We start from the raw sequence: 16,124 nt of genomic DNA, 5'->3' as shown, positions 1-16,124 counted from the left end.
CATCACTCCCGTCGACCCTGCACCCATTGCTCCAGCATCTGCAGGCACATGGCGCGATCGTCGTCGGAGGCCTTTGCGAAGGCGCGGTTGTAGTTTTCCTTGATCCAGGTCTCGTCGCTGCCTGCGCTGTCGCGCGCCAGCGTCAGCCACATCAGGCCGCGGGCGGCCTGCCGCGGCAGGCGGTCGCCGTTGAACAGCATCTGGCCGAGCAGCGCCTGGGCCTCGTGCTGGCCCTTCTGCGCGGCGAGCCCAAGCCAGCGCGCGCCGTAGCGGAAATCCTCGCGCGAAGCGTCCGGCGTCTTCAGGTACAGGCGGGCGAGATCGTATTGCGCATCCGCATTGCCGAAATAGGACGCGGCATAGGAAAACATCTCCCGCGCCCGCTCCTGGTCCGGCTTGACCTTCGAATTCGGGATGCCGCTGAGATAATAGCGGCCGAGCGCCACAAAGGCGTTGGCGACGATCTGCGCCTGCGGCGCGGACGGGCTGTCTTCGGCGTGCGCGTTGGCGATGCGGGTGAAATACTCGAACGCACGCACATCGTCCTGGGCGACGCCGTCGCCATTGGCGTACATGCGGCCAAGCTTCCACTGCGCGATGGGGTGGCCACCCTCCGCGGCATATTGCAGGGCGCTGAGCGAGGTTTCCTGGGGCACGACTGGCGGTACATTGCGCACCTTGCCTGCTGCGCCCGGCAAGGTCGTGACCACCGGGATGGTCGCATCCTTCTGGCTGACGGGTGCGCCGTCAAAGGCGAGCGCCGGCGCGGCCAGCGCAGTAGCCCCCAACACAAATGCAACGATGGTACGCCTAGATGTCCGCATAGCACTGTTTCTCGTGCGCGCCGCCCGGATGGGTCACTGCCCCACCGACCGCTGGTCCAACCTGCTGAGCATATTTCCAGAGCGCGCCCGTCGTGTGGTTAGTCGCGCGAGCGGTCCATTTGGTCTTGCGTTGGGCAAGCTCCTGGTCGCTCAATTTTACGTTAAGGGTACCGGCGACCGCGTCGATCTCGATGATATCGCCGTCCTCCAGCAACCCGATCGGGCCGCCGATGGCGGCTTCCGGCCCGACATGGCCGATACAGAAGCCGCGGGTGGCGCCGGAGAAGCGGCCGTCGGTGATGAGCGCGATCTTGCCGCCCATGCCCTGGCCGGTCAGCGCCGCGGTGGTCTGGAGCATTTCCCGCATGCCGGGACCGCCCTTCGGCCCCTCGTAGCGGATCACGATGACTTCGCCTTCGCGGTAGGTGCGCTTCTGGACGGCCTCGAAAGCATCCTCCTCACGGTCGAAGCACCTGGCCGGACCGGTGAACCTGAGGTTGGACATTCCCGCGACTTTCACGATCGCACCTTCTGGCGCCAGATTGCCCTTCAGACCGACCACACCGCCGGTGACGGTGATGGGCTTGTCTGCCGGGTGCACCACGTCCTGGTGCGGATTCCACTTCACGCTTTTGAGGTTTTCGGCGATCGTTCGACCGGTGACGGTCATGCAGTCACCGTGGAGAAATCCGTTGTCGAGCAGCGTCTTCATCAGAAGCGGTATGCCACCTACTTCAAACATGTCTTTGGCGACATAACGGCCGCCTGGCTTCAAATCCGCGACGTACGGTGTCTTTTTGAAGATTTCGGCGACGTCGAACAGGTCGAACTTGATGCCGCACTCGTGCGCGATTGCCGGCAGGTGCAGTGCAGCATTAGTCGAGCCACCGGACGCGGCGACCACGGCGGCGGCATTCTCCAGCGCCTTGAGGGTGACGATGTCGCGTGGCCGGATGTTTTGGGCGATCAGCTCCATGACCTGCTCGCCCGCGGTCATGCAGAAGGCGTCGCGAATTTCATAGGGTGCCGGAGCACCGGCCGAGTACGGCAAGGCCAGCCCGATCGCCTCGGAGACGGTCGCCATCGTGTTGGCGGTGAACTGCGCGCCGCAGGCACCCGCCGAGGGGCACGCCACGCGCTCGATCTCGTCGAGGTCCTCGTCCGACATTGCGCCGACCGAGTGCTTGCCGACGGCTTCGAACATGTCCTGCACGGTCACCTGCTGGCCCCGGAAATTGCCGGGCAGGATCGAGCCGCCATAGATGAAGATCGAGGGCACGTTGAGACGGACCATCGCCATCATCATGCCCGGCAGCGACTTGTCGCAGCCGGCCAGGCCAACGAGAGCGTCATAGGCGTGGCCGCGGATCGTCAATTCGACGGAATCGGCGATGCATTCGCGCGACGGCAGCGAGGAGCGCATGCCGTCATGCCCCATGGCGATGCCGTCGGTCACGGTGATGGTGCAGAACTCGCGCGGCGTGCCGCCGGCGGCTGCGACGCCCTTCTTCACCGCCTGCGCCTGGCGCATCAGGGAGATGTTGCAGGGCGCGGCCTCGTTCCAGCACGAGGCGACGCCGACGAAGGGCTGGTGGATCTGGTCGGTGGTCAGACCCATGGCGTAGAGGTAGGAGCGATGGGGCGCGCGCGCAGGACCTTCCGTCACGTGACGGCTCGGCAGCCTCTGCTTGATGTTGCTCTTCGCGTCCATCGCAAACCAGTTTCCCCGGCCAACCCTTTCAGACCCGAAAAATCAGAGCCAAGATTTGAATCGACCTTTTGAATCGACCTTGGGGATTTCCGTCGTCTTCCAGGATCACCGCTGCCGCTAAAATATTCGAGTGATTTTATTCATGTTCGGGTGTGGCCAAAAAGCGGCGTCGATGCGAACGGACAGAGAAGATGGTTAAATCCGTGACGAGTGTTGCACGGACGGCACAATCGTGGCCGTGAGGACACGATCGAGCTTACTGCGATACCCCCGGCGGGAGGACAATCCCACAACTTCAAGTTTCCGGTGCGTGCCTGCGTTGCAACTTCGGCGCGACGACGAGGCGCAGCCAAGGTGAGTCGGCGCTTCATCATCTCCCCGCCTGTCCGGACGCGCCGCAAGGGCGCTGCGTCCAGGCCACAGATCGAAGTGTTGTGCACACTCTCTCCACATCGTCTTTGCGAGCGGAGCGACTTGTCCGCCGAAGCTTTAGCGAAGGCGGAAGCAATCCAGAATCCTCCGCGGAAAGACTCTGGATCGCTTCGCTGCGCTCGCAATGACGGAGCAAGGGGCAGCAATCGCCATCCGCCAATGCAGATTCAACTTGCAGACACGCTTCGCGTTCTCGCGGCTGATTCCGCCCGAGCTTTGCTTCGTCGCTTCACCCTCTTGTCCAAGAGGGCGCAGGGTACCCGCTGTCGTGCTCGCCAGCGTGGGCAGCCTGATCGCGGTGCTCGACCATGCGCACGGGCTGATGACGAAACTGTCCATCGCCGTCGTGGTCTGCGCCTGGGTCTGGATCGTCTGTCGATCGCGGACGCGCGGCTTGAAAATCCGATCGTCCGTGCTGGCTGCAATGTGCGCCGCGACCGTTCTGACCGCGACGGCCGCGCTGTGGCCGGTTATGGGGCCCGCCGTCGTCCACACCCTCGGTGTCGCCAAGAAGCCGAAGCCTCCGGCCGGCTGATGGACGCAATCACAATCTTCGGAGTGCTGTCGGTCAGTGCGATGCTGCTGTTTTACGCGCTTGAGCCGCGCGGACCGCATTTCGTGCTGGCCTTCGCGGCAGCCTGCGCGTTCAGCGGGGTCTATGGCTTTCTCCAGGGCGCCTGGCCGTTCGGGTTTGTCGAGACGGTTTGGACAGCGGTCGCCTTGCAGCGCTGGGCAAAGGTCCGGTTATCGGCATGACCGGACTTCAGTGCCTTGGTTGGCGCTCAGGCGTTCCGCATCGCGCGCCCGAACGGATCGGCCAGACGGACGATCTCACAGACGGCGACGAGGCCGGCGAGCCAGATGGCGCTGGTCAGCCCGATCCGGGTCACGATGGCGGCGGTGAAGGCGCCCTCGCCGCCCAGGACCGGCGTCGCGGCAAGCAGCGCGAACTCATAGACCGCGTAGGCGGCAACGAATGCAATCGCAAGCATCAGTGGCGTGCGGCCTCGCGGCAGCCTACGGAGGACCGTCGATGCTGCTGCGGTCGATAGCAGCGCAGCAGCGCCGATGACGAAGCCCCAGGCGATAGTGCTGGGGTCGATCGGATAGTGCAGCGCGCCGAAGCCGATGCCCTGGTTCACCAGCCAGGCGCCGGTGACGACGAGCAGCGCCGGACGCAGCGGCAGCATGGCGGCGGCGACAACCGCGCAAGCCGCAAACGGCGTGGCACAGGCGAATGCAAAGCTTGCCAGCGCGCATGACACGATCAGCAGCGCGAAGCCGAACAGCGGCGCAAGGCGCGCCGCGACCGGGTTAAGGCGGAAACGGTCGCCGAGGGGCGGCAGGATTGGACGGGGCATGGATGAACTCATGCCGACGATCCTAGCACATTTGCACCTGCTTGGATCACCTCCCGCGGCAGTTCCAACCGCCTCATCAGAGGTCCCGACGGATGGTGACGCGCGCCCTCTTGCCCTCAGCTGGCTGCGCTCGGCCCTCTTCTCCTTAAACGGCGGGCTACGCTCGCCCTCTTGGGCGCTGGGCCTGAGCCCAGGCCGCGGTGACGTCGCGCGGCGGGACGTCGACGCGCCGGATCGGCGTCAACTCGCCGGAGGCGGAGATGATCGCGGTCTCCTCGCGGCGGCAGCGCGGGCAAACGAAGCGGACCTCGTTCGGCGAAGCCGACCAGCTCGAACGTCTTACATTGGCGGCCATCGGCCAGGCTGCGCAGTGAGAGCATGACACCAGGAACCGACCGGGATCGAGCATACCCATTCCAAAGGACTCCGCGTCCTGCCATCCCTTCAATGATTGATCCATGTGAATCGTTCCGGTGCCAAAACACCGTCGAGACACCATCGGCCCCGAACCAGGAGGCGGAGCCGCTCAGCGGGCGCCCTTGAGCGTGCACGACGTGCTGCAGGTGACCGTGTTGCCGTGGTCGCACGCCTTGCAGGCGGCAACGCACTGGGTCATGTCGCGGGGATTGAAGGAAGTGTAGTTCCGCATCGCGCAGACCGGGGTCGAGCCGGTGATCTCCTGCTCCTGGTTGCAGGCTGCCGTCATGAGTCCAAACATGATGACCGCAAAAAGGCGCATGGGATCGCCCTGCTAGGCACGACAAAACAATCTCGCGACGCGCGCTGCACCGCAGCGAGCCCCGGCATTACCACAGCGGGAAATCACCGGAGGCGTCCCCGCATCTGCATTGAGGATGCGCGCCAAGTGTTAAGAACGGATTGCCGGCGTCAGGCCGCAGCTTGGCTCGCTATGGCCTGCCGCATGTCCACCGCCAGCTGGCGATACCGCTCCGAGAGCTTCAGATAAAACTCACGCTTGGTGCTGTCGCTGGCGAGCCTGGCGATCAGCTCGCATTCGGCGGTGAGCGTCTCGAACCGTTCGAGCCTGTTCTCAAGTTCTGTCATCGGCGTGTCCCCATCAAACGCCTCAAGGACACCAAACCTAAGCCCGGGAAATAGGTCACTGCGAACATCGTTATCGAGTAGAATCAATTTTTCCCGCGCGGCCGACTATTTCTGCTCCAACCGCCAGGCGCCGTCCCAGCCCTCGTCCGGCGGATGGGCCTCGAACCGCGTGATACGAGCAAGCATTGCCCGCGAGGGGCCGTCGCCTGGGACGGCTTCAAGTGCCGCGTTGAAGCCCGCGCGGGCCTCGTCGAAGCGGCGGGCGCGATAGGCGGCGAGGCCTTCGGCGTAGTGAGAACGCAGGCTCTCATGCGCGGCCGTGAGTGCGCCTGCCCGGCCCATCACCTCGAAGATCGTTTGCGGCGCGCTCTGGCCGGCGACCGCAAGACGGTCGACCTCGCGCAATCCGAGGTGCGAGCCGATCGCGTCCGCCGTCGCCTGCGAGATCAGGATACGGGTGCCATAGGTCTTGTTGACGGCCTCCAGTCGTGAGGCGAGGTTCACGGCGTCGCCCATCACGGTGAAGCTCATCATCAGCTCGGAGCCGATGCTGCCGGTCAGGACCTCGCCGGTGGCGATGCCGATCCGCAGATCGCAAAGCCCGGGCATGGCGCGGATGCCGAGCAGATCCGGCAATTGCTTCTGCAGCGCGGGCACCTGATCGGCCATTTCGATCGCAGCAAGGCCTGCGAGCAGCGCCGGCTCTTCCTCCTCGATGAAGGGAGGGCCCCAGTAGGCCATGATGGCGTCGCCGATATATTTGTCGATGATGCCGCGGTTGCTCCTGATCGGACCGGACATGACGGTAAAATAGTGGTTCATCACCTTGACCAGGCCGCGCGGGGTCATGCCCTCGCTCATCGCGGTGAAGCCGCTCATGTCGCAGAACATGATGGTCATCACCCGGCGCTGGCCGTCGACGGCGACCTCCGGCCGGTCAATCAGCCCCTGCACCACCTTGGGATCGATGTAGCGGCCAAAGGTCTCGCGGATGCGCTCGTTCTGGCGCAATTGCTCGACCATGCGATTGAAGGCGGAGGCGAGTTCGCCAATCTCGTCCTGCGTCGAGACACTGATGGTCTTGTCGAAGCGGCCCGCCTCGACTTCGCGGGTGCCGGCCAGCAAGAGCCGGACCGGTCGCGTGATCCCGGTGGAGACCATGATCGCAAAGGCAAGTCCGACGATCGCCGCGAGGATGGTCACGATGCCCGAGACGATGATCGCCTGGCGCTGATGGCGGATCACCTGCGCGGTGCTCACGAACACCTGCGAGAGCATCTCGGCGCGGATCGCATCGATCCGCTGGGTGAAGAGATCGCGGAGCGCGTCCACATGGACGAGCACGTCGCGCGTGGCCGCAAAGTCCTTGGCATCGAGCAGCCGGAGCAGCTTGGCGTCCTCCTCGTCGAGTTCGCGGCGAAGCTCCTTGACTGCATTCTCGATGCGCGTCTCGATCCGGGCGAGTGCCGCGTTGTCCGACGGTGTGCTCTCATCGTCGATGATCGCGTTGATCAGCTTTCGCGCGGCTTCGGCCTCCTGCTCGACCTGGGCGTCCGTTTCCCTGAAGATCTTCAGCCGCGCCGCAAAGCCCTCTTCGTCCGGCGGCGTTTGCATTTTGGCGATCACCATGCGCCGCATCGCCAGCGCCCGCTCCAGCGAACGCACATTGGACCGCGCCAGGTGGCCGTAAGCCGGAATATACCGCGCGGTCAGCTCATCCAGAAGATGGCCGACGCGGCTGGACATCACCATCGACAGGATCGCGGTGACGACCATCAGGATGATGAGGCCGAGCGCAATCCCGACGATCTTGCGCCGGATCGACTGGTTGAAAATCGGCATGGGCGCGGGACAATGGGCTGAAGGGGAAAGGCTTTGGAACCCAATACAACGGATTTGCCGCCGGGAATACGCGCAATTTGGCCGCTTCGAGGCGTCCTGAACCGCCGCAACCGTCGCGCGAGCCGTATTCGTTAATGAAGGTTAAGAGACCCGCTCGCCCCGCCGTTGCACAGGTTCCCTGGCTCCATCCGTATTTCGCCGCATTGTTGGAACAGCTTCAGGATGCGAAACGACGTCGTGTCACCATTTTGACGCCGTTTTGATTCTCGAGCCGCATCTCGTCGCGGACTTTGGTTTGTACTGGTTTCGCAGGGGGACCACGGAATGAACCAGTGCCTACGCTCGCTCGCGTGTGTCGTTGCCGTGGCCGCTTTGGCCTTCATCCCTACAGAGCTGGCAGCGAAGAGCGGTCACAAATCGTCCGCGCCGAAGAAGACGCATGAGGCGAAAACCGGCAAGCAGCGCCACGCCTCCGCCGGCAAGGCGCGGCACGGCAAGCATGCCGAGGCCAAGCGCAAGTCGAAGAAGCAGGACGACGCGCCCTCGGACAAGCCGGCAGCCCCGCCGCTGACTGGCGATCTCGCCGCGCTGAAGGATGCCATCGATCTCGCGCGGAAGGGCAAGACCGAGGACGCCAGCGCGGCGCGCGACCGCATTGCCGACCCGGCCGGACAGAAACTCGCCGACTGGTTTATGCTGCGCCATTCCGAAAGCACGGCGAATTTCAAGCGCTACGCCGCCTTCCTCGCCGCCAATCCGGACTGGCCGAGCAGCGCGCTGCTCCGCCGCCGCGCCGAGGCGCGGCTGTGGCAGGAGAAGGCCAACGCGGCGACCGTGCACAAATTCACGATGGACCGGCCGACCAGCGCCAAGGGCAAGTTCGCGCTCGCCCGCGTGCTGATGACCGAGGGCGACAGCGACAGGGCCGCGCGTCTCGTGCGCGATGCCTGGCGCACGGACGAATTGTCCGAGCGCAGTGAGGAGGATTCCTACCAAGCGTTCCGCGATCTCCTGACCGCCGAGGATCATCGCGCCCGCATGGACAAGCGGCTCGGCGCCAAGGACTATGCGGGAGCGCGGCGCGCAGCCAAGCGGCTCGGCGAGGATGCGCTCGCGATCGTCAAGGCCTGCGCCGCAGTCACCGGCAAGGCCAGCAAGGCCAAGGATTACCTGGAGGACATTTCGGCCGAGGCGCGCCGCGACCTCGGCTATGTGCTGTGCCGCGCGCAATGGCATCTCCAGAATGACCGCATCGACGACGCGGCCGAGGTGATCCTGGCCGCCGCGCCCGATACGATGGCGGCGCAAGACACCGACGCCTGGTGGCGCGAGCGCCGCCTGCTCGCGCGAAAGCTGCTCGACCAGGGCAAGTTCAAAACCGCCTATGATTTGGTGCGCTCGGCAGCCGTGCCCGCGATGGAGGTCTATCGCGCCGACTATCACTTCATGTGCGGCTGGATCGCGCTGCGCTATCTCGATGATCCCAAGGCGGCGATGACGCATTTCGCCGCGATCGACGAAGGCTCCGCCAATCCGATCGCGCTGTCGCGCGCGCATTATTGGCGCGGCCGCGCGGCCGAGGCAATGAACGCACCGGCCGATGCGCGCCTGAGCTATCAGGCGGCGGCGCGCTATCCGACCGCCTATTACGGCCAGCTCGCCCGCGCCAGGCTCGGTCTCGACCGCATCGAGCTGCGTGCGCCCTCGCCCGTGCTGGCAGCAGTCGACGCGCCGCCCGCGGACGAGCGCGTGCGCGCCGCCGACATGCTCTACGGCGTCGGTGAGCGCGACATGGTGTTTTACTTCGCCGAGGATTTTGCCAAGGAGAGCACCGACGTCGCCGCACTCGAAGCGCTCGGCGAGCTCGCCGGCCGGCGCAACGATGCGCGCGTGATGCTGGAGGTCGGCAAGTCGGCGCTGGCGCGCGGGCTCGCGCTCGATCACTACGCCTTCCCGACCATCGGCATCCCTGAACATAAGCAGGTGGCGCCCGCGATCGATCCCAGCGTGATCTATTCGGTGGCGCGCACCGAAAGCTCGTTCGACCAGCGCGACAAATCGGCCGCCAACGCAGTCGGGCTGATGCAGGTGACGCCGGAAGCGGGCCGCGACACCGCAAAGCGCTTCGGCCTGACCTATGACTGGGACAAGATGGTCTCCGATCCCGTCTACAACACGCAGATGGGCGCGGCCGAGCTCAGTGCGCTCATGTCGGAATATCGCGGCAACCAGATCATGACCTTCGCCGGCTACAATGCCGGCCGGGGCCGCGTGCGCGAATGGGTGCAGGCGCGCGGCGACCCCAGGGATCCCAAGGTCGATCCGGTCGACTGGGTCGAGCGCATCCCGCTGTCGGAGACGCGCAACTACGTCCAGCGCGTGATCGAGAACGTGCTGGTCTATCGTGCGAGGTTTGAGGCCAGCAGCGTCGTCGCGGGGAAGTCCGAGCAGCGCGTTACGACGCCGAACAGGGGCGCGATGCCGACGGCATCGGCCGCAGCCGCCGCGCCCTAGCTTCGCGACGCCGGGGCTGGACGCGGCGTGAAGCTGGATGCAGTGACTGCGACCGACCTCTCTGCGCGGGTCCGCATCGTTTGGCGAGCCGTCACCTCCTTCCGTGGTCAGAGGGTTCGTACGCGCGCAGAAATGCTTCCGTCAGCGAGCGCGAGAGCGCGCCCGTCTGCAGTATCCAGTTCCAGCTCGACACCGTGATCGCTTCGAGCGAACTGCGGTAAGGCCAGAGCATTTCCACCGCCGTCTGCTGATATCGACGGTAGCAATCATAGTCGCAGTACCGCCGCTCAGCGGGCACATGGCGGACGTAACTCGCGCCCAGCGGCTGCGCGCACGCGCTGCAGGTACCGCCGTGGCGAGGCCCTTCCTGATTGACGAACATGAATCTCATCGCGATGTCCTCTCGCCCGGACGGCAAATCCACCGCCCGTTTCGCCCTCCTATCCGCTCAAGACGCCGCTCGTGTGCGCCCCTCGATCAGCGGCGCAGCTTCGCCATGAAGCGCGTAACACTCGTAGCCGCAGTAGGGCAGCAGCGTCTTCGCATCGCGCAGATAGCCGCCGCTGATCTCCTCGCAGCACCAGAGGCAGGACGTTTTGCGAAAAGGGGTCCTGCCGTTCACCAATATGAACCTCATGTGGCACCTCCGAGCGCAAAGCAGTAGACCGTGTCGACGAGAGAGGCGGACGGCGGCGGCGCGCAAAGATGGTTGCGGCCGTCGGGATTATCCCTGTTTCGCTCGACCTTCTGAGGCGGAATGAGGATGTATTTCCCGTCTTCCCGGCGCAGCGCGTAGATGCTCCCCTCGACCCGCCGTATCTCGGTCGGGTAGCAGTCGGCGTTGTTGCAGCAAGTCAGCACCGGATTGTCCGGCATGTGCCAACTCGAATAGAACTGCTCGTGGAGGAGCAGATCCCGAGGCGGATGACGATGTGCGCCATCCTGTCCAGCCTCGTCCGCCTCCGCTCCAGTCATCAACGAAAGCGGCAGCGTGATCGCCAAGAGGAGCTTGCAACAACGGTTCAACGCGCAGCCTCCCGATACAGAATTGCCGAACGCAGCGGATCCGGTGACTGGTGCTTACGCCGCCTGAGACCGAAACAGCCATCGGCGATCGCGTTCGCGGCGCGCTCTGAAGCGATCGAGACATTTCCGGGAGCAAAGCGGCGCTCGCCAGGAATAATACCGGATCAGGCCGAACTTCCCGCTGCAGACCGCGCAGCTTTTTGCGGCGGAAGGGCGCTCGGAGTGTTCGGGCTTATCGCACATGATCCTCTCCTCCTGGCCTCTGATGGGCGCCTCTGACGGTCGAGGATCCCCACGGGCGCTGATGCACAATCATCACGTTCGTCAACGAAATGCGGCTTCTCAATCGTGACCAGATCATCGGCAAGTCAGCGCCGGCGGAGGCGAAGCTGGCCTCTTGAGTGCACGACCCCGCGCTACTCAACTGTTCAAGCGTTGCGATCGACACCACTGGATTGCCGGTGAGACTAGTCCCCATGTGACGGGCCGCTCAATTGTACGGAGGTAAATGCAGCGTATGACTAGGATTGCGCGACCTATACATAGGTTTGTCCGGTGATTTACCGGAGTTTCGTCCGCTCGCAACGAGACGGCGCAACGCTGGCAAGCTGCACGGAGCCCGCGAACTTTCGATGCGGAATCCTGCTTTGATCAGGGAATTGCCCCTGCTGTCGCAAAGTGCTCTACTCTCCCTGCCCCACGCGGGCCGGGACGCTTGCGATGATGCCTGGCCAGATCGCAAAACTAGGGAATTCGGCCGCGCAATTCCTGCTCGGCGGCCTTGCGGCGCTTCGATCTCTCGGCAATGCGGGGAAAGGCGAGCCCGCGACTGGGGATGGCTGGCGGCAGGACAATGCCGACCTGCGCGACGCCGTGAAGCAATGGCGACAAGTGTTCGAGCACAATCCGGTCATGTATTTCATGGTCGATCCGGCCGGAACGGTGCTCAACGTAAATACATTTGGCGCCGCGCAACTGGGCTACACGGCGGCCGAGTTGACCGGCCAATCTGTGCTGAACGTCTTTTTCGAAGAGGACCGCGATTTCGTCCGTCGCTGTGTCGGGCTGTGCCTGGAAACCGTGGACCAGTCGCACACCTGGGAGATTCGCAAGATCCGGAAGGACGGCTCGGTTCTCTGGGTCCGTGAGAACGCCAAGGCCATGCGACGCGGCGACGGCACGCCGATCGTGCTGGTCGCCTGCGAAAACATCACCCAGCGCAAGGAGGCGGAGGATGCGCTGCGGCAGAGCGAGGCCTACCTTGCCCAAGCGCAGGAGTTGAGCCGCACCGGCAGCTTCGGCCTGAGCCTGGCAACCCGCGAGGCCGTCTGGTCCAGGGAGACCTTTCGCATCTTCCAATGTGACCCGCAGGTCAAACCGACGCTCGATTTCGTTTTCCAGCGCATTCATCCGGAAGATCGCAATGCGGTCAGCAAGACCCTTGATCGGGCCTTCCGTGAGGTCGGCGATTTCGACCATGAGTATCGCCTGCTGATGCCCGATGGAACCATCAAATATCTCCATTCCGTGGCACGCGTGGTGAGACATGGATCCGGCCACATCGAGTTTGTCGGAGCGGTCACTGACGTCACTACGGCAAAGGAAACCGAACAGCGGCTGCGTCGCAGCGAAGCCTATCTGACCGAAGCCCAGCGCCTCAGCCACACGAGCAGCTGGGCCTGGAACGTGCGCAGTCAGGAGTTTGCCTACCGATCGGCCGAACTCTATCGCCTGTTCGGATTCAACCCGGACCAGATCGATCTGTCGGCGCAGGCTTTCCAACAACGGATCCTCGCCGAAGACTTTCGCCGGATCGTCGATGTGGAACGTCAGGCAATCCGGCAAAAGCAGCCTTTCGAAGTTGATTTTCGGATTTTGCGTCCGGACGGTTCCGTACGACACGTCCATACGGAGGGGCATCCCGTCGTCGGCGGGGACGGCGATGTCACGGAAATCATCGGCACCCACGTCGATGTCACCGAGCAGTTTGCCGCCAGACAAGCGCTGCAAAAAGCCTTTGACGAGCTCAAGCTGTCCGAGCAGCGATTTCGCGACTATGCCGAAACCGCCTCGGACTGGTTTTGGGAGAGCGGGCCGGACCACCGTATCACACGGATTTCGGAACATGCCGACACGGCCGGTCCCGTGCCCACGGGCGTGATCGGCCTCGCCCGTTGGGACATTCCACCCGATGCCGAGCTCGAGCCCGAGAAGTGGGAGCGGCATCGCGCGACGCTCGATGCCCACCTTCCGTTTCGCGACCTGGTCTACCGAAGCAAGGATCGCAACGGATCTCCGATCTACGTGCGCACCAGCGGCAAGCCCTTGCACGACGCGAACGGCAACTTTCTCGGTTATCGTGGCGTCAGCAGCGACGTGACGGCGGCCATCCGCGCCGAGCAGGCCGAAGAAGCGCTGCGCAAGGCGCAAGCCGAACTAGCTCACGTGACGCGTGTCACGATGCTCGGCGAACTCACGGCCTCGATCGCCCACGAGATCAATCAGCCCTTGGCCGCCGTGATCTCCAATGCGGATGCCTGTATCGGATGGCTCGGCCGCGAACCAGCCCAACTGAATGCCGCACGCCGTTCCGTGGAATGGATCGTCGAGGACGCCAATCGCGCCAGCGAGGTGATCCGCCGGATCAGAACGCTTGCGAAGAAGACCGAGATCGAGATGGCTCCGGTCGACATGAACCAGCTCGTCAGGGAGACGGTGGCGCTCGTCCGCCGCGAGCTTGCCACCCATGCCGTGTCGGTACGAATGGAGCTGGCGTCCGCTCTACCCAGCGTTTGCGGCGACCGGATCCAGCTGCAGCAGGTGCTGATCAACCTGGTCATGAACGGGATTGAAGCCATGCACGCCAATGTGGACCGTCCGCGCGAGCTTGCGATCCGCTCCAGCCAGGCGAGCGAGCACGGCGAAGGCCGCATGCTCCTGATCGTGACAGACAGCGGGGTCGGCCTCGGCGACGGCGCGACGGAGCGCATCTTCACACCTTTCTTCACGACAAAGCCGAGCGGCCTGGGGATGGGACTGTCGATCTGCCGATCGATCATCGAGGCTCATGCGGGCCGGCTCTCGGCCTTCCCCAATGACGGAAGCGGAGCAACATTCCAGATTGCCCTGCCCTTGCCGATCGAGGACACGTCGTGACCGACCTTCCCAAGGTGGCGACGGTGCAGACGAGTTCCGACGATCCGATCGTCTTGATCGTCGACGACGATCCATCGATGCGCCGTGCGCTCACCAACCTCTTTCAATCCGTCGGCCTCAAGGTCGAGGCTTTCGGCTCCGCGGCGGAGATCATGGAAGCCAAGCCACCGGCGGTCCCCAGCTGCCTTGTGCTCGACATCCGCCTGCCGGGCTCAAGCGGCTTTGACCTGCAGTCGGACCTAGCGAAGGCGAACATTCACACGCCCATTATCTTCATCACCGGTCATGGTGATATTCCGATGACCGTCAGGGCCATGAAGAGCGGCGCCATCGATTTTCTGACCAAGCCGGTGCGCGACCAGGACATGCTGGATGCGGTTCAGGCCGCGATCGAACGGGATCGCAAGCGACGCAATGCCGAGGAGTCGGTCGCGGGAGTGCGGTCCCGATTCGAGGGTTTAAGCGCGCGCCAGCGCGACATCCTCGCCCTGGTGGCGTCCGGCCTGATGAACAAGCAAGTCGCTGCCGAGCTCGGATTGGCTGAGATTACCGTCAAGATCTACCGCGGGCAGATCATGCGGAAAATGGGCGCCAAGTCGTTGGCCGATCTCGTCAGAATGGTGGAGGCGCTCGGAATCTCACGCCCGGGCGGAAAGGTGCAAACCTAAGTATGCTTTTCAAGCTCGCTCCAAGGGCTCACTTTCGTCAAGTGCGGCACCGTGATCGGCGGCTCCCCGATCAGGAGCGATCATCTTGTCAATCCCCTCGGCCATTTCCGTCATCGACGATGATCGATCAGTCCGCCTTGCGACCAATAATCTGCTGACGTCGCGGGGATACACGGTCAACATCTTTCGCTCCGCTGACGAATTTCTTCAATCGGCCGAACTGAAGACGACGTCCTGCGTGATCGCGGATGTGCAGATGTCGTTGATGGGCGGCCTTGAGCTCTTGACGCACATGCGCAGCCTTGGTCACCACACGCCCTTCATTTTCATGACGGCTTTTCCCGACGATGCCGTGCGCGACCGCGCGCTGAAAGCGGGCGCTATCTGCTTTCTGGCGAAGCCGTTCTCCACGCCCGCTCTGCTTGAATGTCTGCGGATGGCCCTGTCCGGCTCCGATCAAACCGAGACGTGATACGCTGGCGCCGAGCCCTGGCGACACGGCGCTCACTCCACCTTGATGTTCGCCGCCTTGATCATTGGCCACCACTTCGCGATCTCCGCCTTCTGGCGGGCGCCCAGGGCCTCGGGCGTGAGCTGATCCTGGGGTGTCATCTCAAGCCCCTGACTTTCGAGCTGCTTCTTCACGCCGGGATCGTTCAGCGCTTCCACGGCAGCGGCATTGAGCTTGGCGACGATCGCCTTTGGCGTGCCCTTCGGCACCCACATGCCGGACCAGAGCGTCATGTTGAAGCCCTTCAGGCCCGCCTCCTCCGCCGTCGGGATGTCGGGCGCCGACGACAGGCGCCTGTCATCGGTGATGGCGTAGGCGCGAATGGTGCCGGCGCGGACCTGGTTGATGGAGTTCGAGGTCTGGTCGACGATGATGTCGATCTGGCCGGCAATGAGATCGTTCAGGGCGGGCGCGGTGCCGCGATACGGTACGTATTGCAGCTTGATGCCGCTGACGCTCTCGAAATAGACCCCGGCGATGTGGCTACCCGAGCCCGCGCCGGCGGTGCCGGCGGTCGGCGGCGACGGTCGCGACTTCAGCCAGTCCAGCAGCTCCTTCAGCGAGGTCGCGGGCACCGCGTTCTTGCTGACGACGATCATCGGATTGCTCGGCAGCAGCACCACCGGCTCCAGGTCCGCGACCAGGTCGTAATTGAGCTTGTAGACGGCGCCGTTGGCGACGTGGGTGCCGAGATGGCCGAACGAGATCGTGTAGCCGTCGGGGGCCGAATGCACGGCGCGGCCGACGCCGATCGAGCCGCCCGCGCCGGTGACGTTCTCGATCACCAGCGGCTGCCCAAGCGATGTCCGCATCCGCTCGGCAAGCACTCGCGCCATCGCATCCGACGGACCGCCGGCGGCGAAGGGAACGATGATGGTGATGGGACGCGAGGGATAGTCGTCGGCGCGCGCGGCGCCTGCAACAGCGAGAATAGCAATCAGCGCAGCCCAGGCGGCCTTCATTGTCTTCTCCCAGCAATGTCATTGTTGTTTTTGTCTCTTCCCGCGTACGGGA

General features: G+C 64.1%; 17 protein-coding genes. 7 read left to right on the top strand and 10 right to left on the bottom strand.

The window, feature by feature from the left end; genetic code table 11:
* Positions 1 to 2: 2 nt before the first annotated feature.
* A complete protein-coding gene (locus BcanWU425_RS20105; protein ID WP_007590646.1) occupies positions 3 to 824 on the bottom strand; it encodes a tetratricopeptide repeat protein in 822 nt (273 codons plus the stop codon).
* Positions 811 to 2,535, bottom strand: coding sequence for a dihydroxy-acid dehydratase (gene ilvD, locus BcanWU425_RS20100; RefSeq protein WP_027518135.1), 1,725 nt, complete (start codon positions 2,533 to 2,535; stop codon positions 811 to 813). The genes BcanWU425_RS20105 and ilvD overlap by 14 nt, the downstream gene beginning before the upstream one ends.
* A 700-nt stretch (positions 2,536 to 3,235) precedes the next feature.
* Between ilvD and BcanWU425_RS20095 the strand changes: the two genes are divergently transcribed.
* Entirely contained in the window at positions 3,236 to 3,502 is a 267-nt protein-coding gene (locus BcanWU425_RS20095; RefSeq protein ID WP_204511292.1) for a hypothetical protein, read from the top strand.
* Complete coding sequence (locus BcanWU425_RS20090; RefSeq protein WP_018458040.1) at positions 3,502 to 3,723, top strand: hypothetical protein; 222 nt, start codon at positions 3,502 to 3,504, stop codon at positions 3,721 to 3,723. The genes BcanWU425_RS20095 and BcanWU425_RS20090 overlap by 1 nt, the downstream gene beginning before the upstream one ends.
* Before the next feature lie 26 nt (positions 3,724 to 3,749).
* Here the strand turns inward: BcanWU425_RS20090 and BcanWU425_RS20085 are convergent, their stop codons facing one another.
* Positions 3,750 to 4,328: a hypothetical protein gene (locus BcanWU425_RS20085; RefSeq protein ID WP_204511293.1), complete on the bottom strand. Its 579-nt coding sequence runs from the start codon at positions 4,326 to 4,328 to the stop codon at positions 3,750 to 3,752.
* 200 nt (positions 4,329 to 4,528) lie between these two features.
* On the opposite strand from BcanWU425_RS20085, the gene BcanWU425_RS20080 reads away from it, so the two are divergent.
* Complete coding sequence (locus BcanWU425_RS20080) at positions 4,529 to 4,702, top strand: hypothetical protein (RefSeq protein ID WP_018458042.1); 174 nt, start codon at positions 4,529 to 4,531, stop codon at positions 4,700 to 4,702.
* 152 nt (positions 4,703 to 4,854) lie between these two features.
* On the opposite strand, the gene BcanWU425_RS20075 is transcribed toward BcanWU425_RS20080, so the two are convergent.
* The 3 genes from BcanWU425_RS20075 to BcanWU425_RS20065 all read right to left on the bottom strand — a co-directional run bounded on the left by BcanWU425_RS20075 (position 4,855) and on the right by BcanWU425_RS20065 (position 7,235).
* The gene (locus BcanWU425_RS20075) at positions 4,855 to 5,067 is read right to left on the bottom strand and encodes a hypothetical protein (RefSeq protein WP_018458043.1); all 213 of its coding nucleotides are present in this window, start codon (positions 5,065 to 5,067) and stop codon (positions 4,855 to 4,857) included.
* 149 nt (positions 5,068 to 5,216) lie between these two features.
* Positions 5,217 to 5,393, bottom strand: coding sequence for a hypothetical protein (locus tag BcanWU425_RS20070; protein ID WP_204511294.1), 177 nt, complete (start codon positions 5,391 to 5,393; stop codon positions 5,217 to 5,219).
* Positions 5,394 to 5,498: 105 nt separating this feature from the next.
* Positions 5,499 to 7,235: an adenylate/guanylate cyclase domain-containing protein gene (locus tag BcanWU425_RS20065; protein ID WP_018458045.1), complete on the bottom strand. Its 1,737-nt coding sequence runs from the start codon at positions 7,233 to 7,235 to the stop codon at positions 5,499 to 5,501.
* Between the two features lie 324 nt (positions 7,236 to 7,559).
* Between BcanWU425_RS20065 and BcanWU425_RS20060 the strand changes: the two genes are divergently transcribed.
* Positions 7,560 to 9,749, top strand: a complete 2,190-nt coding sequence (locus BcanWU425_RS20060; RefSeq protein WP_018458046.1) for a lytic transglycosylase domain-containing protein — start codon at positions 7,560 to 7,562, stop codon at positions 9,747 to 9,749.
* 91 nt (positions 9,750 to 9,840) lie between these two features.
* Here the strand turns inward: BcanWU425_RS20060 and BcanWU425_RS20055 are convergent, their stop codons facing one another.
* The 3 genes from BcanWU425_RS20055 to BcanWU425_RS20045 all read right to left on the bottom strand — a co-directional run bounded on the left by BcanWU425_RS20055 (position 9,841) and on the right by BcanWU425_RS20045 (position 10,751).
* On the bottom strand, positions 9,841 to 10,131 hold the full coding sequence (locus tag BcanWU425_RS20055; RefSeq protein WP_231188451.1) for a hypothetical protein: 291 nt from the start codon (positions 10,129 to 10,131) through the stop codon (positions 9,841 to 9,843).
* A 66-nt stretch (positions 10,132 to 10,197) separates the two neighbouring features.
* Positions 10,198 to 10,386: a hypothetical protein gene (locus BcanWU425_RS20050; protein ID WP_039800268.1), complete on the bottom strand. Its 189-nt coding sequence runs from the start codon at positions 10,384 to 10,386 to the stop codon at positions 10,198 to 10,200.
* Positions 10,383 to 10,751 carry a hypothetical protein gene (locus BcanWU425_RS20045; protein WP_231188449.1) on the bottom strand — a complete coding sequence of 123 codons (369 nt, stop codon included), beginning with the start codon at positions 10,749 to 10,751 and terminating at the stop codon, positions 10,383 to 10,385. Before BcanWU425_RS20045 ends, BcanWU425_RS20050 begins: the two co-directional genes overlap by 4 nt.
* 744 nt (positions 10,752 to 11,495) lie before the next feature.
* On the opposite strand from BcanWU425_RS20045, the gene BcanWU425_RS20040 reads away from it, so the two are divergent.
* From BcanWU425_RS20040 to BcanWU425_RS20030, 3 genes are all read left to right on the top strand, one after another.
* Complete coding sequence (locus tag BcanWU425_RS20040) at positions 11,496 to 13,931, top strand: PAS domain-containing sensor histidine kinase (RefSeq protein ID WP_085384619.1); 2,436 nt, start codon at positions 11,496 to 11,498, stop codon at positions 13,929 to 13,931.
* Complete coding sequence (locus BcanWU425_RS20035; RefSeq protein ID WP_018458051.1) at positions 13,928 to 14,599, top strand: response regulator transcription factor; 672 nt, start codon at positions 13,928 to 13,930, stop codon at positions 14,597 to 14,599. Before BcanWU425_RS20040 ends, BcanWU425_RS20035 begins: the two co-directional genes overlap by 4 nt.
* Positions 14,600 to 14,684: 85 nt before the next feature.
* Positions 14,685 to 15,071, top strand: coding sequence for a response regulator transcription factor (locus BcanWU425_RS20030; RefSeq protein WP_018458052.1), 387 nt, complete (start codon positions 14,685 to 14,687; stop codon positions 15,069 to 15,071).
* Positions 15,072 to 15,103: 32 nt separating this feature from the next.
* Here BcanWU425_RS20030 and BcanWU425_RS20025 read toward each other — a convergent pair whose 3' ends face one another.
* Entirely contained in the window at positions 15,104 to 16,072 is a 969-nt protein-coding gene (locus BcanWU425_RS20025; RefSeq protein ID WP_018458053.1) for a tripartite tricarboxylate transporter substrate binding protein BugD, read from the bottom strand.
* Positions 16,073 to 16,124 lie beyond the last annotated feature (52 nt).

The sequence above is a fragment of the Bradyrhizobium sp. WU425 genome, assembly GCF_021052305.1.
Lineage (GTDB): Bacteria > Pseudomonadota > Alphaproteobacteria > Rhizobiales > Xanthobacteraceae > Bradyrhizobium > Bradyrhizobium canariense_D.
The sequence above is the reverse complement of the archived record's forward strand: the minus strand, read 5'-3'. Positions and strand labels throughout refer to the sequence as shown.